General features: G+C 58.8%; 16 protein-coding genes. 9 read left to right on the forward strand and 7 right to left on the reverse strand.

What is annotated here, in order from left to right; genetic code table 11:
- The 5 genes from H097_RS24340 to H097_RS24360 form a co-directional block, all read left to right on the forward strand.
- Positions 1-910 (forward strand): EAL domain-containing protein (locus H097_RS24340; RefSeq protein ID WP_032863010.1); only part of this gene is annotated, 910 nt, incomplete at its 5' end.
- A gap of 72 nt (positions 911-982) precedes the next feature.
- Positions 983-2,314 carry a deoxyguanosinetriphosphate triphosphohydrolase gene (locus tag H097_RS24345; RefSeq protein ID WP_032863012.1) on the forward strand — a complete coding sequence of 444 codons (1,332 nt, stop codon included), beginning with the start codon at positions 983-985 and terminating at the stop codon, positions 2,312-2,314.
- 246 nt (positions 2,315-2,560) lie between these two features.
- Positions 2,561-2,962: a response regulator gene (locus tag H097_RS24350; protein ID WP_032863013.1), complete on the forward strand. Its 402-nt coding sequence runs from the start codon at positions 2,561-2,563 to the stop codon at positions 2,960-2,962.
- A 353-nt stretch (positions 2,963-3,315) separates the two neighbouring features.
- Positions 3,316-3,942, forward strand: coding sequence for a response regulator transcription factor (locus H097_RS24355; protein ID WP_032863015.1), 627 nt, complete (start codon positions 3,316-3,318; stop codon positions 3,940-3,942).
- An 8-nt stretch (positions 3,943-3,950) separates the two neighbouring features.
- Positions 3,951-7,577, forward strand: coding sequence for a transporter substrate-binding domain-containing protein (locus H097_RS24360; protein WP_032863017.1), 3,627 nt, complete (start codon positions 3,951-3,953; stop codon positions 7,575-7,577).
- Positions 7,578-7,715: 138 nt separating this feature from the next.
- On the opposite strand, the gene H097_RS24365 is transcribed toward H097_RS24360, so the two are convergent.
- Together H097_RS24365 and H097_RS24370 are read right to left on the reverse strand one after the other, a co-directional pair.
- Positions 7,716-8,198: a GAF domain-containing protein gene (locus H097_RS24365; RefSeq protein WP_032863018.1), complete on the reverse strand. Its 483-nt coding sequence runs from the start codon at positions 8,196-8,198 to the stop codon at positions 7,716-7,718.
- Entirely contained in the window at positions 8,195-9,085 is an 891-nt protein-coding gene (locus H097_RS24370) for an ATP-binding protein (RefSeq protein WP_032863020.1), read from the reverse strand. The genes H097_RS24365 and H097_RS24370 overlap by 4 nt, the downstream gene beginning before the upstream one ends.
- A gap of 165 nt (positions 9,086-9,250) precedes the next feature.
- On the opposite strand from H097_RS24370, the gene H097_RS24375 reads away from it, so the two are divergent.
- Positions 9,251-11,575, forward strand: coding sequence for a response regulator (locus H097_RS24375; protein WP_032863021.1), 2,325 nt, complete (start codon positions 9,251-9,253; stop codon positions 11,573-11,575).
- Here the strand turns inward: H097_RS24375 and H097_RS24380 are convergent.
- The 3 genes from H097_RS24380 to msrB all read right to left on the reverse strand — a co-directional run bounded on the left by H097_RS24380 (position 11,559) and on the right by msrB (position 13,069).
- Positions 11,559-12,020, reverse strand: a complete 462-nt coding sequence (locus tag H097_RS24380; protein WP_032863022.1) for a MarR family transcriptional regulator — start codon at positions 12,018-12,020, stop codon at positions 11,559-11,561. The genes H097_RS24375 and H097_RS24380 overlap by 17 nt on opposite strands.
- Positions 12,017-12,502: a glutathione peroxidase gene (locus H097_RS24385; RefSeq protein ID WP_032863023.1), complete on the reverse strand. Its 486-nt coding sequence runs from the start codon at positions 12,500-12,502 to the stop codon at positions 12,017-12,019. The genes H097_RS24380 and H097_RS24385 overlap by 4 nt, the downstream gene beginning before the upstream one ends.
- A 165-nt stretch (positions 12,503-12,667) precedes the next feature.
- Positions 12,668-13,069: a peptide-methionine (R)-S-oxide reductase MsrB gene (msrB, locus tag H097_RS24390; RefSeq protein ID WP_032863024.1), complete on the reverse strand. Its 402-nt coding sequence runs from the start codon at positions 13,067-13,069 to the stop codon at positions 12,668-12,670.
- Positions 13,070-13,272: 203 nt separating this feature from the next.
- Between msrB and H097_RS24395 the strand changes: the two genes are divergently transcribed.
- Positions 13,273-14,484 (forward strand): pyridoxal phosphate-dependent aminotransferase, encoded by a 1,212-nt coding sequence (locus H097_RS24395; RefSeq protein WP_029298044.1) that lies wholly within the window; start codon positions 13,273-13,275, stop codon positions 14,482-14,484.
- Positions 14,485-14,798: 314 nt separating this feature from the next.
- Positions 14,799-15,686 carry a protease HtpX gene (gene htpX / locus H097_RS24400; RefSeq protein ID WP_029298042.1) on the forward strand — a complete coding sequence of 296 codons (888 nt, stop codon included), beginning with the start codon at positions 14,799-14,801 and terminating at the stop codon, positions 15,684-15,686.
- A 57-nt stretch (positions 15,687-15,743) separates the two neighbouring features.
- Here the strand turns inward: htpX and H097_RS24405 are convergent, their stop codons facing one another.
- Positions 15,744-16,400 (reverse strand): thiopurine S-methyltransferase, encoded by a 657-nt coding sequence (locus H097_RS24405; RefSeq protein ID WP_032863025.1) that lies wholly within the window; start codon positions 16,398-16,400, stop codon positions 15,744-15,746.
- A 103-nt stretch (positions 16,401-16,503) separates the two neighbouring features.
- Between H097_RS24405 and H097_RS24410 the strand changes: the two genes are divergently transcribed.
- On the forward strand, positions 16,504-17,271 hold the full coding sequence (locus H097_RS24410; protein ID WP_032863026.1) for a class III extradiol ring-cleavage dioxygenase: 768 nt from the start codon (positions 16,504-16,506) through the stop codon (positions 17,269-17,271).
- A 95-nt stretch (positions 17,272-17,366) separates the two neighbouring features.
- On the opposite strand, the gene H097_RS24415 is transcribed toward H097_RS24410, so the two are convergent.
- Entirely contained in the window at positions 17,367-19,040 is a 1,674-nt protein-coding gene (locus tag H097_RS24415; protein ID WP_032863027.1) for a DEAD/DEAH box helicase, read from the reverse strand.
- Positions 19,041-19,377: the final 337 nt, after the last annotated feature.

A 19,377-nucleotide genomic window follows, 5' to 3' on the forward strand; every position in this document is an offset into this window, starting at 1 on the left:
CTGGATCACCCTGCTGCGACCGGGCCAACCGCTGCCCAGCCTGAAACAGTTGCAGGCCCATGACATCGATCCAAAACGCATTGTGTTTGAGATCACCGAACTGGGAGGTGACAGCCAGCGCCTGGCTGAAGTCGTCGCACGCTACCGTCAGGCCGGTGCACGGATTGCCATTGATGATTTTGGTGCCGGGTATTCGCAACTGGATCGGGTCCTGGCCTTGCGCCCGGATATCCTCAAGCTGGATATGCGCCTGTTCCAGGCTGCGGCCCTGGGAGGCCCAAGCAGTGAGGTGGTACGCGCCCTGGCCCAAATGGCGGAAAAAACCGGGTGCTGGATCATTGCCGAAGGTGTGGAAACCGAAGCGCAACTGAACTTTGCCCTTGAATGTGGCGCGCGCTATGTCCAAGGCTACCTGTTTGCCCAGGCGCAACTGAACTGGTTCGCAGCCGATGCCTTCGTCTCGCGTTTCGCCGTGCTGCGCCAGGCATATGTGCAGCAGAAACTGGCAGAGCGCGGGCGAATCATGCTGCTGCGCCAGCAACTGATCGAGTTGATGCAGATCCTGCAAGGCTGGGTGCTGGCCCAGGAGCCGCTCAATCAACTGCCATGGTTGCCGGGTTTCCCCAGGCTGCTGCGGTTCTATCAGTGCGATCGCCACGGCACCCAACTGACTCCCAACTTCGAGTGGCGCCAGGATGCCTGGCAAGCGGACGGCCGCTATCTGGGTCACAACTGGTCGTGGCGCCCCTATTTCTATCACCTGCTGGCCGAAGGTTGGGAAGAACGCCGCGTGATTCTCTCCACCACCTACCGCGATGCCACAACCAATCAATACTGCCTGACAGCAGGACAATTCTTCGATAACGGTCAGCGCTTGCTGCTAATCGATATTGACGCCGCCGGCCTGTAGTTTTTCGCTTGCTCCGGGCACGCCGAACCGGGAAGCTGGGGGTCGACATTCATCCCACGGAGAGCCCTCGCCTTGGATTGGCCTACCCTGCTTACCCGCGAACGCCTTGGAAAACCCCTGCACAGCCCGGAAGAGCTGGGTCGCAGCCCATTTCACAAAGACCATGACCGGATCATTTTCTCCGGGGCCTTTCGTCGCCTGGGTCGCAAGACCCAGGTCCACCCGGTGACCAGCAACGATCATATCCATACCCGGCTGACCCACTCGCTGGAAGTCAGTTGCGTCGGGCGCTCCCTGGGCATGCGCGTCGGCGAGACCATCCGCAGCGCCCTGCCCGACTGGTGCGACCCCAGTGACCTGGGGATGGTCGTGCAATCGGCCTGCCTGGCCCACGACATCGGCAACCCACCGTTCGGCCATTCCGGCGAAGATGCGATTCGCCACTGGTTCCAACAGGCTGCCGGCCGTGGCTGGCTGGATGATATGAGCGGCGCCGAGCGCAATGACTTCCTCAACTTCGAAGGCAATGCGCAAGGGTTCCGCGTCCTGACGCAATTGGAATACCACCAGTTCGACGGCGGCACGCGCCTGACCTACGCCACCCTGGGTACTTACCTGAAGTACCCATGGACCGCCCGTCACGCCGACTCCCTGGGCTACAAGAAACACAAGTTCGGCTGCTACCAGAGCGAGCTGCCGATCCTTGAGCAGATCGCCCAGAAGCTTGGCCTGCCCCAACTTGAGGAACAACGCTGGGCCCGCCACCCGCTGGTCTACCTGATGGAAGCGGCCGACGATATCTGCTACGCCCTGATCGATCTTGAAGATGGCCTGGAAATGGACTTGCTGGAGTACGCCGAGGTCGAATCATTGCTGCTGAACCTGGTAGGCGATGACCTGCCGGAAACCTACCGGCAACTGGGGCCCCTGGACTCCAGGCGACGCAAACTCGCGATTCTGCGCGGCAAGGCGATCGAGCACCTGACCAACGCCGCCGCGCGGGCGTTCGTCGAGCAACAACCCGCGCTGCTGGCCGGGACCCTGCAAGGGGATCTGGTGGAGCATATGCATGGCCCGGCCAAACGCTGTGTACTGAATGCCAAGGACATGGCGCGCAAGAAAATCTTCCAGGACAAACGCAAGACCCTGCATGAGATCGGCGCCTACACCACCCTGGAGATCCTCCTGAACACCTTCTGTGGCGCAGCCCTGGAACAACATGGCGGCCGCACCCCATCCTTCAAGAATCGGCGCGTCCTGGATTTACTGGGTAATAGCGCCCCCCATCCTGATTGGTCGCTGCATCGCTCGTTTCTGCGCATGATCGACTTCATCGCCGGCATGACCGATAGCTACGCCAGCGAAATGGCCCGCGAGATGACTGGACGTTCGCACCCTCAGTGACCCGTGACCCAGGCAGGTTTTCCTGCCTGGGTGCTTGCCTCAAAGAATTGACCTACACAGGCTCCAGAGCGGCCTGATCGAATTCGCCCCAACACCCGATGAATAATCACCCCTCTCTGATCCACCCCAGCGATCAGCTCCTACATTCACGCAAACCTTCGATCGCCCAGCGCCTGGTTCACTGGGCAAATCGTCATTGGCACTGGCTGGTATCTTCCGGCTTTAGCTACGTCCACGGAACTTCCTATGCCCGAACGACAATTGCGCATCCTGTTGGTGGAAGATCATCCTTTTCAACTCCTGGCCCTTCAGTGCCTGCTCAAAAGTTTCGGCTTCAATCAACTGACACCTGCCGAGAATGCCGAGCAGGCGATCAAGTTGATGAGAACAACCGAAGTCCCCTTCGATGTGATGTTATGTGATCAATGCCTGCCCGACCTTACCGGGTTGGAGCTGGTGGAGATAGCCAGCCATGCAGGCTTTGTCAAAAGTGCTGTATTGCTAAGTGGACTACCCGCCCTCGAACTGGAACATCTGAAAACCTTAGCAATACAACGTGACTTGCGTCTGCTTGGATACTTGGCTAAGCCCTTGAACAAAGAAGCCTGGATCGAGTTGATCAGCCAATCAGGGCTTGCCTACGATTAAAAAGTACTGTTTTGCACTTGACCACAAATTGCCTGACAAACCTGAAGTGCTCCACGACACCAACACCCTGTTGATTGCTCAGGTATTTTTCAACATTTAACGTAGGATACTAAACGCTCACACAAATGAAATGTCACCTCTATTCAGCCTGCAAACAACACCGCACAACTTTAAAACCTTTCACCCAAGAAACTCTTACAGCGCAGCCAACAAAGCCTTAGCGCATCGTAGTCCAACACCTTTTTATGCGTAGGAATTTTCCTGTTTTATATCTGCTCAGCCTTCCCTTCATGCTCCTACCCCACCTTCTGAGCTACTGTGCGCGCTTATTTGCACTAGTATGGAATTGGCTCATGAATACAGTCTTTATTATTGACGACCACCCGGTTATTCGACTTGCAATCAGAATGTTGCTGGAACATGAAGGTTACAAAGTAGTGGGTGAAACAGATAACGGTTGTGATGCAATACAAATGGTCCGCGAATGTCTTCCAGACCTCATCATACTTGATATCAGCATTCCAAAACTCGACGGTCTGGAGGTTCTCTGCAGGTTCAATGCCATGAGCACCCCAATGAAAACCCTGATTCTGACAGCCCAGTCCCCGACACTTTTTGCCACACGCTGCATGCGTTCAGGTGCCGATGGTTATGTCTGTAAAGAAGGCGACCTAAGTGAGTTGTTAAGTGCCATCAGGGCCGTACTTTCAGGTTACAACTATTTTCCAAGTCAGGCATTGAACACCAATGGCACCGAGCTCGGCGAAAACGAAGAATTAAATCTTTTCAAATCAGTCAACGACCGAGAGCTTATGGTCTTACAACTTTTTGCGCAAGGCCGTACAAACAAGGAAATTGCCAAAGGCATGTTTCTCAGCAACAAAACTGTCAGCACTTATAAAAAACGACTGATGCAAAAACTCAAGGCCAAGTCTTTGGTAGAGCTTATCGAGATGGCAAAACGCAACGCGTTAGTGTGAGAAACAGGATGCCAAGGCGTTTAAAGGACTATCTAATCATTTTGAGTGCCGGACTGTGCATGAGTACAGCCGTGCCAGCCACTCAAACCGCTCCAGAACGCTACTCACTGCTGAGTCGTGCCGGCATCGTTCAGTTGGACACTCAACTGAACCACACGCAGCGCCAATGGCTACAGAACAAACGCGAACTGGTGCTGGGAACCTCGACACCCGACTACCCCCCCTTCGACATCACCGCCAGCGGTCATGACTATGAAGGTATTACTGCAGATTACGCAGGCATCCTGGCCAAAGCCCTGGCATTACCCGTGACGGTGATGCGCTACCCATCACGGGAGGCAGCCATCCAGGCGCTGGAAGACGGGAAAATCGATTTACTGGGTAGCGCCAACGGTTTTGAAGCGAGCAACGCCGACATCGTCCTGTCAACGCCCTACGCGGTCGACCAGCCGGTGCTGGTCACCCGCGACGCAGAAACCCGCCCGCTCAATGACGGGCTGGCGGGCATGCGCTTGAGCCTTGTCTACCACTACCTGCCGTTGAAGGAAGTCAAAGCGCTTTACCCCAATGCGATCATCCAGGTCTATCCGTCCTACTTGAATGCGCTGAACGCCGTGGCCTTCGACCAGGCCGATGTGTTTCTCGGCGATACCATTTCCACCCATTACATGATCAACAAGGGCTACCTGAAGAACATCCGCATGGCCAATTTCGGCAAGCACGAAGCGTACGGCTTCAGCTTCGCCGTACACCGCGACCAGCAAACCCTATTGGGCATCGTCGATACGGTCCTCACGGGCATCGGTACCTACGAGCGAGAAAACATCGCCAAACGCTGGAGTGCAGGCAGCGCTATCCTGCTGACCGACCACAAGTTGCAGTTGAGCCAACGTGAAGAGCGCTGGCTCAAGGACCACCCGGTGGTGAAAGTGGTCATCAACGAAACCTTCGCCCCCTTGACGTTCGTCGATTCAGACGGCCAGATGCGGGGCATGACCGCCGACCTGCTGGAGTTGATACGGCTGCGTACGGGCTTGCGCCTGGAGTTCCAGCACACCCGCAACGTCAACCAAATGATCGAGCAGGTCGAAAATGGCAGCGCGGACATCATTGCCGCCATCAGCCCAAGCCCCGAACGCGAAGCCAGGCTCAACTTCAGCCGGCCCTACCTGCAGAACTCCTACGTGCTGCTGACACGCAAGGAGCCTGGAGCCCCCTCAAGCCTTGAGCAACTGGCAGGAAAGAAACTGGCGATCACCGAGGGCAACCCCTTGGTGGATTATCTGCGTCGGAATTTTTCGCAGATCACCCTGGTGCAGGCCAGCGATACCTTCAAGGCCTCAGAAATGCTGGCCCAGGGGCATGTAGACGGGGCCGTCAACTCTTTGGTGGTCGCCAACTATTTCCTCTCATCACACTTTTTCCAAGGTCAATTGCAGATCAGTTCGAGTATCGGCACGCAACTGGCGTCTTTTTCCCTGGCCACGTCACGCAACGCTACCGAACTGGCCTCCATTCTTGACAAGGCCCTGCTCAGCATCGCGCCGGATGAACTTGGCGTGATCAACAATCGCTGGCGCGGCTATACCGCTGCATCAGACAGCTATTGGCGCAACTACCACCGCCTGATCATCCAGATCATCAGCGCCGCCGGGCTACTGCTGCTCACGTCACTGGCCTGGAACGGCTACATGCGCAGGCAGATCAAGCATCGGCAGATGGCAGAGCGAGCCCTCAGCGATCAATACGAATTCATGCGCGCCCTGGTCAATGAAACCCCTCACCCGATCTACGTGCGTGATCGCAACGGTTTGCTACAGACCTGCAATGACAGTTACTTGCAGGTCTTTGGCGTCAAGCGCGAAGAGGTCATTGGCAAGAGTGTCAGGCAGATCAGCCTGGAAAACGAGGCGCAAGCCAACCAGTACCATGCCGACTATCTGCGGGTGGTGGCCGAAGGCAAGCCGTTGATCCTTGACCGCGCCCTGCATATTCACGGGCAACAACTGACGATCTATCACTGGATCCTGCCCTATCGCGACTCGGTCGGTAAGGTCCAGGGCATCATCGGCGGCTGGATCGACATCAGCGAGCGCCGCCAACTGTTCGATGACCTGCGCGCCGCCAAGGACCGCGCAGATGAGGCCAACCGAGCGAAAAGCACGTTCCTGGCGACCATGAGCCATGAGATCCGCACCCCCATGAACGCGGTGATCGGCATGCTGGAGCTGACCCTCAAGCGCGCCGACCACGGGCACCTGGATCGTCCGGCCATCGAGGTCGCCTACAATTCGGCCAAGGATCTACTGGAGTTGATTGGCGATATCCTCGACATCGCGCGCATCGAATCGGGCCGTCTGAGCCTGGCGCCGGAACGCGTCAACCTGCGGGAACTGATCGAGTCAGTCGTGCGTGTGTTCGATGGCCTGGCCCGCCAGAAGAATCTCAACCTGTTACTGGAGTTCAATCCCGGCGTCGAAGAACGCGACGTGCAGATCGATCCCCTGCGCTTCAAACAGGTCTTGTCCAACCTGGTAAGTAATGCCATCAAGTTCACCGAGCAGGGTGAGGTGAAGATCAAGGTGGATATCCAGCCCACCGGGCAGCCACAACAGATCCAGATGAAACTGGTGGTCGAGGACACCGGTATCGGTATCAGCCGGGATGATCAGCAACGCCTGTTCGAACCTTTTTCCCAGGCCGACAATTCCGGGCATCTGGCCAGGAGCGGCGCCGGTCTTGGGCTGGTGATCTGTCGCAGCCTGTGCGAGATGATGGGCGGGCAACTGACCCTGAGCAGCGTAGCCAGCGTCGGTACCCAGGTGTTTGTCTCGCTGCAGATGACCAGCCTGCCACCGGCCTACCCGCTGATAGAACTCAAGCCCGCGGCACAGGATGCTGCAGCGGTGTTGAATGTGCTGGTGGTGGACGACCATCCGGCAAACCGCTTGCTTATGTGCCAGCAATTGGGTTTCCTCGGGCATCGCTTCACCGCAGTCCAACATGGCGCAGCGGGCTTCCAGGCCTGGCGCCAGGAACATTTCGACCTGATCATCGCCGACTGCAATATGCCAGTCATGAACGGCTATGAACTGGCCCGCTCGATCCGTGAACAGGAGCAACGGGAGAACATCACCCCCTGCATCATCCTGGGCTTCACCGCCAATGCCCAGCCGGAGGAAAAACAGCGCTGCCGGGATGCAGGCATGAATGACTGCCTGTTCAAGCCCATCAGTCTTACGACGCTGGAACGCCACCTGGCCGAGATCACCCCGCTGTCGCCAGCGCGGATTTTCGATCTCGAAAGCCTGAACGCCCTCACCGGCGGTGATCCACTGTTAAGCCAGCGTCTATTGGAAGAACTGCTGAGCAGTAGCCGTCGTGATCGCGAGGAACTCATGGCATTGCTCGTACAAGGCGCTCACCAGGACCTGATCGACCAGGCCCACAAGATCAAGGGCGCTGCCAGGATCGTCCAGGCCCGTGCACTGGCCGAGCAATGCGAGAGGCTGGAACAGGCTAGCGAGGATACTGACCAGGAGCAGGTCGACACCTGGGGCAAGGCCATCGAGAAAGCCATGCTCGACCTTGAGCAGGTGCTGCAACAACAGTTGGACAGCCTGCCACCACACTGACTGAACGCTCATCCACTGTAGGAGCGAGCTTGCTCGCGAAGGACGTCAACGATAACCCAGGCTTGCTGAATAAACGCGGCGTTATCAAGCTCTTCGCGAACAAGCTCGCTCCTACCAAAAGGCTTAAGCGCGCGTCTCTCAGCACTCCGTCAACCGCAGGAAAATCGCGGCCAGCCGTTCAATACCCACTTGATCCTCAGAACTGAAACGCGCCAGTTTCGGGCTGTCCAGATCCAGCACCCCAATCAACCTCCCCGCCTTGATCAAGGGCACCACCAACTCGCTATTGGAAGCGCTGTCGCAAGCAATATGCCCGGCAAACGCATGCACATCCTCCACCCGCTGGGTTTGCCGCGAAGCCGCCGCCGCACCACACACACCTCGGCCAAACGGAATCCGCACACAGGCGATCTGCCCCTGGAACGGCCCAAGCACCAGTTCTTCATCACGATTGAGATAAAAACCAGCCCAGTTCAAATCATCGAGCTGGTTGAACAGGAACGCGGAAAACTGCGCCGCATTGGCAATAAAGTCGCGCTCATCAGCCAGCAGCGACTCCAGCTGCGCACAGAGCATGGCGTACCCATCAAGGCCGTTACCGGCCTGTTGCAGATCGATCAAGACTGACGCTCCAGCAATTTAAGTCCCACCCAGTAACGGGCAAATTGGTAAGCACAGCGGCCATTGCGATTGCCCCGGCCGGTAGCCCAGCGCACGGCAAGGATGTCGAGGGCCTCATCGCGCTGCCACTGCAGACCCGCTTTGCTCGCCAGCTCACCGATCCAATGCTCCACCACATCCAGGAAATGCTCCTGGGTGAACGGGTAGAACGACAACCACAAGCCAAACCGGTCGGACAAGGCAATCTTGTCCTCCACCGCCTCACTGGGGTGCAGCTCACCGTCCACGCGTTTCCAGTTGTCGTTGTCGCTCTGGTTTTCCGGCACCAGGTGACGACGGTTGGACGTGGCATACAGCAGCACGTTTTCCGGGGCCTGCTCCAGCGAGCCGTCCAGCACGCTCTTGAGCACACGGTAATCGCCTTCGCCGGCCTCAAACGAGAGGTCGTCGCAGAACAGGATAAAACGCTGCGGCAACTTGAGCAGTTGCTCGACCACACGCGGCAGATCGGCCAGGTGATCACGCTCGATTTCGATCAGGCGCAAGCCGGCCTTGGCATGCTGGGCCAGCAAGGCGCGGACCATGGACGATTTGCCCGTGCCACGCGAGCCCCAGAGCAATGCATGGTTGGCAGGCAGGCCATCGATAAACTGCTGGGTATTGCGTGCCAATTGCTCGCGCTGCTTGTCGACACCGATCAAGTCGGACAGACGCATATCCAGGCTGACCTCCAGCGGCATCAAAAACCCGCTGCGGCCCTCGCGCTGCCAGCGGGCCGCCAGGCAGTGGTTCCAGTCAATGACCTCGCGAGGCGCTGGCAACAGGGGTTCCAGACGAGCGAGCACCGCATCGGCCCGTTCAAGAAAGGCATTCAATCGAGAATCCATGACTATTCCTGTGGCAAGTTCTTATAAAAAATGGCGTATTGGCAACCCTGACGCAGTTGCCAGACAACTGCACCTGAAAAACCATTCATACCGGGCAAGGCTGGCGCAGAGGATGTTCAGCTATGCTTGCCGGGCGAAGGGAAACGTAAAGTGGTTCAGCACCCAATGGATATCAAGTTCGCCCACCGCTTGTCTTATAAACAAGCCAGACTGACTGTGCTGGTCGGTTTCGTCTTGGGAACCTTGCTCAGCCTGATCCAAATCGGCATTGATTATGCCAGCGAAGACACGTCCATCAACCGTGAAATACACGCGCTGCTTGAAATCAGTCACAACCCTGCCTCACGTATCGCCTACAACATCGACGCTGAACTGGCCCAGGAACTGACCTTGGGCCTGCTGCACTCCCCCGCCATCATCCGGGCACAGTTGGTCGACAACAATGGCCTGGTGCTGGCTGACGTTGGCCGCTCTCGCAAGGAGAGCCCCTACCGCCCTGTCAGCGACTTTTTGTTTGGCGCCAACCGCCAGTTCGAAGACCGCCTCTACCTCACGCACATGCCCGGTGAATCCCTGGGCGTCTTACGCCTTGACGTCGATACCTACGCATTTGGCAGCCGTTTCCTGCGCCGTGCAGAGATCACGCTGCTTAATGGCTTTGCCCGCAGCCTGATCCTGACCGCCATCCTGCTGGGCCTGTTCTATGTGATGCTGACCCAGCCGCTGATCCGGATCATCCGCGAACTGAGCACCCGCAACCCCGGCAGTGCACCCCTGACTCGCCTGGATTGCCCACCCGGGCACGAACACGACGAGATCGGCGTGCTGGTCAACGTCACCAACCAGCAATTCGAGAATATGGAGACCGAGATCCAGCAACGGCGCCACGCCGAGGACCGCCTGACCGAGTACCTTGGCCAGTTGGAGAGCATTGTTTCGAGCCGTACCACCGAACTCAAGGCGATCAACCAGCAACTGAGCCAATCCAACGAAGAACTGGAAGCCTCGAAAATGACCGCTTTGGGCATGGCCCAGGCACGCGCGGCCTTCCTAGCCAACATGAGCCATGAAATCCGCACCCCGCTCAATGGCCTGCTCGGCATGATTGCCCTGTCCCTGGACAGCGCGTTGAATGCCGAGCAGCGCCAACAATTGTCGATTGCCCATGACTCCGGCAAAGTCCTGGTGGAACTGCTCAACGATATTCTCGACCTGTCCAAGTTCGATGCCGGGCAACTGGAACTGGAGAGCATTCCCTTCGACCTCGGCTCCCTGGTGGAAGATACTGCCAACCTGCTGTCGCAAAACGCCGCGCCCAGCGTCGAATTGACCTGCCTGATCGATCCGCAGTTTCCTGCCCAGGTCGTGGGTGATCCAACCCGGGTCCGGCAGATTGTCAGCAACCTGTTGTCCAATGCCTTGAAGTTCACCCGTTTCGGCCGCGTTGATGTACGCCTCAGTGCGCACCCCGATGGCGTGCGGATCGAAGTGTGCGACACCGGGATCGGCATTGCCCTGGAGGCCCAGGCGCGGATTTTCAACCCCTTCACCCAGGCGGGTGCCGGCATTACCCGCCAATTTGGCGGGACCGGCCTGGGCCTGGCACTGACCCACAATCTTTGCGAGGCCATGCGCGGCCGGCTGACCATCAGCTCGGAAACCGGCTTCGGCAGCCAGTTCTGTGCCGAACTGCCACTGCCCGCCCACATACCGGCGGCGCGGCTGGGGCCGTTGAAGGGCGAGGTTGCTGTCATTACCGGGGCCAGCAGTGGCCTGGCAGAACTGCTGCTCACCCTGCTACCGCACTGGGGACTGACGCCGTACTGCAAAACGATCGACGATGACTTGAGTGGCCTGGCACCCGACATCCTGATCACCGATTGCCCCGAATGCCTATTCCGCCTGCGCCCGACCGTCAGCGCACCGATCCTGCTGGTCACCGCCTACGGCAACTTCATGCCCAGCGAAGAAGTGGTCGCCCTGGCCCCCTTGCAACAACAGGCGCGCCCACTGAGTCGCGCCGCGCTGTATCAGGTACTGCACCGTACCCTGCGCGCCGACAGCGAAATCGTCCTCGACCTTGTCCAGTTGGAAACCAGCCCGGTTGCGCATCGCGCGCGCATCCTTCTGGTAGAGGACAATCTGGTCAATCAACTGGTGGCCAAAGGCATGCTCGGCAAGCTCGGCTGCGAGGTCGTTGTAGCGGCCCATGGCGCAGAGGCACTGAAACAGTTGGACGAACAACGTTTCGATATGGTGCTGATGGACTGCAACATGCCGGTCATGGATGGCTACGAGGCGAGCCGGCAGATCCGCCGCAGCGGACGCTGGCCAGAGCTGCCGATTGTCGCGCTGACCGCCAATGCCCTGGCCGAAGAGCGCGAACGCTGCCGGGCGGCCGGCATGAACGACTACCTGGCCAAGCCCTTTCGCCGCGAAGAGCTCAACGCCCTGCTCGACCTCTGGGTGCCGACTACGACAACCCTCTGACCTGCTGGAGCAACTGGTCCAGGCCCTGACGCAAAACGTCGGCCTGGCCCAGATCGACTCCGCTGTCACACAGCAGGCGGGCCTTCAGTGGCTGGACGCGCTCACGCAACGCCTGGCCCGCGTCGGTAAGGCGCAGGTGCACTTCACGCTCATCGACCGCGCTACGACGGCGCGTGATCAGCGCCAGGTGTTCCAGGCGCTTGAGCAACGGCGTCAACGTGCCGGAATCAAGCAGCAAGCGCTCCCCCAGCGCCTTGAGCGTCGGCTGGAGCGGCGCGGCGGTGTGCCACTCCCACAACACCAACATGACCAGGTATTGCGGATACGTCAGGCCCAACTGATCAAGCATGGGTTTATAGGCCCGTGTCACCGACCGAGAGGCGGCGTAGAGCTTGAAACACAGCTGGTCATCCAGGGCCAGGGATGTGGCAGGCAAGTCCGTCATTTGAGCAGCGCTTCGATCTCTTGAGTCAGTTCCTGGGGTTTGGTGGTCGGGGCAAAACGCTTAACCACCTGACCGTCGTGCCCGATCAGGAACTTGGTGAAGTTCCACTTGATGCCCTTGGAACCCAGCAGCCCCGGCGCCCGCTGCTTCAATTGCACAAACAACGGGTGGGCCTCGCCACCGTTGACATCAACCTTCTTGAACAAGGGAAAGCTGACGCCGAAATTCAGTTCGCAAAACTCGGAAATGGCCCCCTCGTTGCCCGGCTCCTGCTTGCCGAACTGGTTGCACGGAAAACCCAAGACCACCAGGCCCTGGTCCTTGTACTGCTGCCAGAGCTGTTCAAGGCCTTTGTACTGTGGGGTGAACCCGCATTTGCTGGCGGTGTTGACCACGAGGATCGCCTTGCCGGCGAAGTCCGCCAGGGTCTTTTGCTCGCCCTTGATGGTGGTGCAGGGGATGGTCAGCAGGTTGTCGCTCATGACAAGGCCTCAAGAAGTAGGGAAGACAAGATAAACATAGCGAGCAATTCAATTGCACACAATGTAATTGACCAAACTGATACCCCAACATTCTCCCCTGTAGGAGCGGGCTTGCCCGCGAAAAACGCCCAGACGCCGCGTTCACCCAAGCAACCCGCGTCACCGTTAACGATCTTCGCGGGGAACCAGGTCCAGGCACACCGAGTTGATGCAATAGCGCAAGCCAGTAGGCGGCGGCCCATCAGGGAACACATGGCCCAGATGCGCATCGCACTTGGCACAGGTCACTTCGGTGCGAATCATTCCGTGGCTGACATCGCGAATCTCGATCATCGCGCTATCGGCAATCGGCTCATAGAAACTGGGCCAGCCACAACCGGCATCGAACTTGGTACTGGAGTCGAACAGCGGCTCATTGCAGCAGATGCAGTGGTACACACCGTCTGTGGTGGTGGCGTTGTACTTACCGGAAAACGGCCGCTCGGTGCCCTTGAGGCGACACACTTGATACTGCGCCGGGTCGAGCATTTCCCGCCATTCATCCAGGGTTTTATCCAACTTTTCCATCAATACACCTCGACAACTGAAAAAGCCTGATCTGTGTCTTTTCCATGGATCAGGCGGCACGTATGATTGCGCCTCTTCAAAGCGCCAGTCTGGCACCCGCGTTATCGGCATTCAAACGTATTTATGGGTCAAGCCAAACGCCGGATTCCCAGCACGGTAGTCTTCACATCGTCTGGATCGTTCATTTTCAGGATCACATCGCCATGCAGGTCAGCAAATCGAACAAGCTCGCCAACGTCTGCTACGACATTCGCGGCCCAGTGCTCAAGCACGCCAAACGCCTGGAAGAGGAAGGCCATCGCATCCTCAAGCTGAACATTGGCAACCCGGCGCCCTTTGGTTTCGAAGCGCCGGACGAAATCCTCCAGGACGTGATCCGCAACTTGCCCACCGCCCAGGGCTACAGCGACTCCAAAGGCTTGTTCAGCGCACGCAAGGCGGTGATGCAGTACTACCAGCAAAAACAGGTGGAAGGTGTCGGCATCGAGGACATCTACCTGGGCAACGGCGTCTCCGAGCTGATCGTGATGGCCATGCAGGCCTTGCTCAACAACGGCGACGAAGTGCTGGTGCCAGCGCCTGATTACCCGCTGTGGACCGCCGCCGTGACCCTGGCCGGCGGTCACCCGGTGCACTACCTGTGTGACGAGCAAGCCAACTGGTGGCCGGACCTGGCCGATATCAAGGCCAAGATCACGCCCAACACCAAGGCGCTGGTGATCATCAACCCGAACAACCCGACCGGCGCGGTGTATTCCAAAGAAGTGCTGCTGGGCATGCTGGAGCTGGCGCGCCAGCACAACCTGGTGGTGTTCTCCGACGAGATCTACGACAAGATCCTCTATGACGATGCCGTGCACATCTGCACCGCCTCCCTGGCCCCGGACCTGCTGTGCCTGACGTTCAACGGCCTGTCCAAGTCCTACCGGGTGGCGGGTTTCCGCTCCGGCTGGGTGGCCATCTCCGGCCCCAAGCACAATGCCCAGAGCTACATCGAAGGCATCGACATGCTGGCCAATATGCGCCTGTGCGCCAACGTACCCAGCCAGCACGCGATCCAGACCGCGCTGGGCGGCTACCAGAGCATCAACGACCTGGTGCTGCCAGCCGGCCGCCTGCTGGAACAGCGCAACCGCACCTGGGAGCTGCTCAACGATATTCCTGGCGTCAGTTGTGTCAAACCCATGGGCGCCTTGTATGCGTTCCCACGGATCGACCCGAAAGTCTGCCCGATCCACAACGACGAGAAGTTCGTCCTCGACCTGCTGCTGTCGGAAAAGCTGCTGGTGGTGCAAGGCACCGCGTTCAACTGGCCGTGGCCTGATCACTTCCGCGTGGTGACCTTGCCGCGTGTGGATGACCTGGACATGGCCATCGGCCGCATCGGCAACTTCCTGAAGTCCTATCGCCAGTAACCCTGCTTTCGCTGTACGACCCGGCACAGGTCGTACAGCGAGTATCTGGCAACACATCTGTGCCCACGCCAGGCAGAAACACCTTCTTGCCCCGCCCCACGCCCCATCGACTCTGTAGTCCCCAACAATCACAGGGCCCCAAGGCTGCCGAACGGGAATTTCCCTCGGCATTCAGAGTCAGAAAAAACCTTCAAGACTCTACATTCAAGCTGTAGGACACAGTTTGAAATAGTCGCCCGGTTGAATAGCCCAGTGCCGCACCTTATATACCCCGCAGTACGCGACATATTAAGCATGAGGAGAATTCTACAACCATGATGCGCATCCTGCTGTTCTTGGCCACTAACCTGGCGGTCGTGCTGATTGCCAGCATCACCCTGAGCCTTTTCGGCTTCAACGGGTTCATGGCGGCCAACGGGGTTGATCTGAACCTCAATCAGCTGCTGGTTTTCTGTGCCGTCTTTGGTTTTGCCGGCTCGATCTTCTCGCTGTTCATCTCCAAGTGGATGGCGAAGATGAGTACCAGCACCCAGATCATCACCCAGCCGCGCACCCGGCATGAGCAATGGCTGCTGCAGACCGTCGAGCAACTGTCCCGCGAAGCCGGGATCAAGATGCCCGAAGTCGGGATCTTCCCGGCCTACGAGGCCAACGCCTTTGCCACCGGCTGGAACAAGAACGATGCTCTTGTTGCCGTCAGCCAGGGTTTGCTGGAGCGTTTCTCGCCCGACGAAGTGAAGGCCGTGCTGGCCCACGAAATCGGCCACGTCGCCAACGGTGACATGGTGACCCTGGCACTGGTCCAGGGCGTGGTGAACACCTTCGTGATGTTCTTCGCACGGATCATCGGCAACTTTGTCGACAAGGTGATCTTCAAGAACGAAGGCGGCCAGGGTATCGCCTACTACGTGGCGACGATCTTTGCCGAACTGGTCCTGGGCTTCCTCGCCAGCTCCATCGTGATGTGGTTCTCGCGCAAACGCGAATTCCGCGCCGACGAAGCCGGTGCCCAGTTGGCCGGTACTGCCGCCATGATCGGCGCCCTGCAACGCCTGCGCTCCGAACAGGGCCTGCCGGTGCATATGCCTGACACCCTGAATGCCTTCGGCATCAACGGTGGCGTCAAGCAAGGCCTGGCGCGGATGTTCATGAGCCACCCGCCGTTGGAAGAGCGAATCGACGCACTGCGTCGTCGCGGCTGACAGCCAAGCAGGTCAAATAGGGGCGATTGAATCGCCCCTTTTTTGTGCTCGCGTGTTTTACCGCCCCGTCAGTTGGTAAACCCGCTCCTCCAGCCGCGCGACGCCTTCCTGGGCGAACTTCGGGCTCTCGGCCAGGATATCCCGCTGCTCCAGGACACTCAGGCGCCAGTGCACTCCCAGCAGCCCCCGAACCTCATCGTCGCTCACTGCAAATGGCGGCCCTGCCTTCAGGGCCTGCTCATAATCCAGGCTGATCAACAGGCCGTCCTGCACCTGAGGTGCAATCGCCTGCAAATGCGCGACATAACGCTCACGCATCGGCGGCGGCAAGGCTATCAGCGCCGCACGGTCGTACAGTGCAGTGCATCCCGCCACATCAGCACCGCTCAATTGGAAGAAATCACCGCACCACAACTCGATAGCGTCCGCCTGATAAACCTTGAAATCCCCCCGCTGGCTGACTTGCGCAGTCAGGTGTTGCTCCTGGAAGAACTCTTCAACAGCCTTTTGCGACAACTCCACACCCAGGACCCGATACCCCTGCTGCACCAGCCACAGCAGGTCCAGGCTTTTGCCACACAGCGGCACCAACACCCTGGCCCCACTGGCCAACCCCAAACCCGGCCAGTGTCGCTGCAAATAGGGATTGACCTCTGGCAGATGAAAGCCGATCTGATTGCGTGCCCAGCGGTCATGCCAAAAAGTGGAATCCATGAATACCCCTGAAAACTTGATCAAATAGCGCTAAAACTTATATTAGATTTAGATCAATGATCTGATTGAAGATGGTGCCATCTTAACCTTGAGGGCCCTGCTCATGCTCCCCAGCCTGTTTATTTCCCACGGCTCCCCCATGCTTGCCCTGCAACCCGGCGCCAGCGGCCCGGCACTCCAGCGCCTGGCCGCTGACTTGCCACGCCCCAGGGCAATCGTGGTGATGTCCGCGCATTGGGAAAGTCGCGAGCTACTGGTCAGTGGCAGCCCTGCCCCAGAAACCTGGCACGACTTCGGCGGCTTCCCCCGCGAACTGTTTGCGGTGCAATATCCAGCGCCCGGCGACCCAGCACTGGCGCAACAGATCGTCGAACTGCTCGCAGCCGATGGCTTGCCTGCCCGCCTCGATAACCAGCGCCCGTTTGACCATGGCACCTGGGTGCCGCTGTCGCTGATGTATCCGGCGGCCGATATCCCAGTGGTACAGGTCTCGCTACCTAGCCATATGGGCCCTGCGTTGCAAACCCGGATCGGGCAGGCACTGCGCAGTTTGCGTGAACAAGGCGTGCTGTTGATCGGCTCCGGCAGCATCACCCATAACCTCGGTGAGCTGGATTGGCGAGCCGGGCCGGAAAGCATTGAGCCCTGGGCGGGGGACTTTCGCGATTGGGTGGTCGACAAACTGTCGGCACAGGATGAGACCGCGCTGCACGACTACCGCAAGCAAGCGCCTTATGCGGTGCGCAGCCACCCCAGCGATGAGCACTTGTTACCGTTGTATTTCGCGCGCGGGGCCGGAGGCGAGTTCAGCATCGCGCACCAAGGCTTCACCCTGGGCGCATTGGGGATGGACATCTACCGCTTCGGATAACTTCGCGCCTACAGTCCTGGCCCAAATCCCAGGCAAAAAAAATCCCCGAACCAGTCGGGGATTTTTTATGTTCGATCAATCAACCCTAAGGTCGATCAATCTTCGCGATAGCGACGCAGCTTGAGCTGCTTGCCGGCAACGCGGGTGTCCTTGAGCTTGGCCAGCAACTTCTCCAGGCCATCTTCCGGCAGCTCCACCAGGGAGAAGCTGTCACGCACCTGGATACGACCGATCGCTTCACGTGCCAGGCCACCCTCGTTGAGGATAGCGCCCAGCAGGTTTTTGGCGGCGATACCGTCACGTGCGCCCAGCGCGGTACGGCAACGAGCACGGCCTTCAGCCAATGCAACCGGAGCACGACGCTCGCGATCACCACGGTCCGGACGGTCGCCGGTACGCTCTGGACGATCACCGCGTGGAGCGTTGTTCGGCACCAGTGGACGTTCTTTCTCGATCGCAGCCAGGGTCAGGGCCTGACCGTTGGTAGCCTTGCGCAGCAGGGCTGCAGCCAGGGCACGCGGGGTGCAACCGATATCGGCAGTCAGGCGGTCCAGCAGATCACCGTGGGTCGATTCAGCATCAGCCACCAGCGGCGACAGGCTGTTGGTCAGTTTCTTGATGCGCGCATCGAGAACGGCCTGGGCATCCGGCAGGCGGACTTCGGCAACTTTCTGACCGGTTACACGCTCGATCACTTGCAGCATGCGGCGCTCACGCGGAGTCACCAGCAGCAATGCACGACCTTCGCGACCCGCACGACCGGTACGGCCGATACGGTGAACGTAGGACTCTGGGTCGTACGGCATGTCAACGTTGAACACGTGGGTGATACGTGGAACGTCGAGGCCACGAGCAGCAACGTCGGTCGCCACAACGATGTCCAGACGGCCATCCTTGAGGGAGTCGATCACACGCTCACGCTGGTTCTGGGCGATGTCACCGTTCAGCGCAGCGGCTTTGTAGCCTTTGGCTTCCAGGGCACTGGCCAGGTCCAGGGTCGCTTGCTTGGTGCGCACGAACATGATCAGGGCATCGAAATCTTCGACTTCCAGCAGGCTCAATACAGCCGAGGTCTTCTGGTCAGCGTGAACCAACAGGTGAGCCTGTTCGATCGCGGTAACGGTCTGGGTCTTGGTCTGGATCTTCACGTGTTGCGGATCGCGCAGATGGCGTTCGGCAATGGCACGGATCGACTGCGGCAGGGTGGCCGAGAACAATACGGTCTGACGGGTCGGTGGCAGCGCCTTGAAGATGACTTCCAGGTCATCCATGAAGCCCAGCTTCAACATTTCGTCAGCTTCGTCGAGAACCAAGTGGTTCACGGTCGACAGCACTTTTTCGTCACGACGCAGGTGGTCGCACAGACGGCCCGGAGTGGCGACAACGATCTGTGCGCCATTACGGATGGCTTTCAGTTGTGGGCCCATAGGGGCGCCGCCGTAAACGGCCACAACGGTAACGCCCGGCATTTGCTTGGCGTAGGTTTCGAAAGCGGTTGCTACTTGCAGCGCCAACTCACGGGTTGGCGCCAGGATCAGGGCTTGCGGCTCGCGCTTGGCAGGATCGATGCAGTGCAGGATAGGCAGGGCGAACGCGGCGGTTTTACCGGTACCGGTTTGCGCCTGGCCAATCATGTCCTGGCCGGCCATGATGATCGGGATCGATTGCTGCTGAATAGCCGAAGGTTCTTCGTAGCCAGTCGCGATGACGGCAGCAAGAATGTTCGGGTTAAGATTAAAAGCGGCGAAGCCGCCGGTTTCCTGGGTCATGGGTCTGCCTCTAAGTGCATCCGCAAAGACCCATGCTCCAAAGCTGCGCATGCCGTGTTGAGACTCAAGAGTCGCCCTGGCTGCTTTGTCGGCGGGGATTTGCGAAAACGAATGAATGAAAAAGATTCGTCAAGGAAGAGTCCGCTATGCGGACGTGCAGCCGAAGCTGACTTCGGGGAATTGCGCTACCTAAACGCGGCCCGGTTAAAGGCCGGCGCGCACTATACCGGAAATCCCTGAAAAAGGGAGCTTTTTTTATCGGAAAAGGCCATTCAACTGCTCTGTGTCACAGGCTTTGCGCATCCTCGCAGGAACGTCTATTTTTCAAAGGCCCGGC

The organism is Pseudomonas sp. FH4 (assembly GCF_000510915.2).
Taxonomy (GTDB): domain Bacteria; phylum Pseudomonadota; class Gammaproteobacteria; order Pseudomonadales; family Pseudomonadaceae; genus Aquipseudomonas; species Aquipseudomonas brenneri.

Coding starts and splice junctions, on each gene's coding strand:
- H097_RS24355 (WP_032863015.1), top strand. CDS start 3,316: ATGAATACAGTCTTTATTATTGACGACCACCCGGTTATTCGACTTGCA.
- H097_RS24395 (WP_029298044.1), top strand. CDS start 13,273: ATGCAGGTCAGCAAATCGAACAAGCTCGCCAACGTCTGCTACGACATT.
- htpX (WP_029298042.1), top strand. CDS start 14,799: ATGATGCGCATCCTGCTGTTCTTGGCCACTAACCTGGCGGTCGTGCTG.
- msrB (WP_032863024.1), bottom strand. CDS start 13,069: ATGGAAAAGTTGGATAAAACCCTGGATGAATGGCGGGAAATGCTCGAC.
- H097_RS24410 (WP_032863026.1), top strand. CDS start 16,504: ATGCTCCCCAGCCTGTTTATTTCCCACGGCTCCCCCATGCTTGCCCTG.
- H097_RS24385 (WP_032863023.1), bottom strand. CDS start 12,502: ATGAGCGACAACCTGCTGACCATCCCCTGCACCACCATCAAGGGCGAG.
- H097_RS24370 (WP_032863020.1), bottom strand. CDS start 9,085: ATGGATTCTCGATTGAATGCCTTTCTTGAACGGGCCGATGCGGTGCTC.
- H097_RS24405 (WP_032863025.1), bottom strand. CDS start 16,400: ATGGATTCCACTTTTTGGCATGACCGCTGGGCACGCAATCAGATCGGC.
- H097_RS24375 (WP_032863021.1), top strand. CDS start 9,251: ATGGATATCAAGTTCGCCCACCGCTTGTCTTATAAACAAGCCAGACTG.
- H097_RS24415 (WP_032863027.1), bottom strand. CDS start 19,040: ATGACCCAGGAAACCGGCGGCTTCGCCGCTTTTAATCTTAACCCGAAC.
- H097_RS24360 (WP_032863017.1), top strand. CDS start 3,951: ATGCCAAGGCGTTTAAAGGACTATCTAATCATTTTGAGTGCCGGACTG.
- H097_RS24380 (WP_032863022.1), bottom strand. CDS start 12,020: ATGACGGACTTGCCTGCCACATCCCTGGCCCTGGATGACCAGCTGTGT.
- H097_RS24350 (WP_032863013.1), top strand. CDS start 2,561: ATGCCCGAACGACAATTGCGCATCCTGTTGGTGGAAGATCATCCTTTT.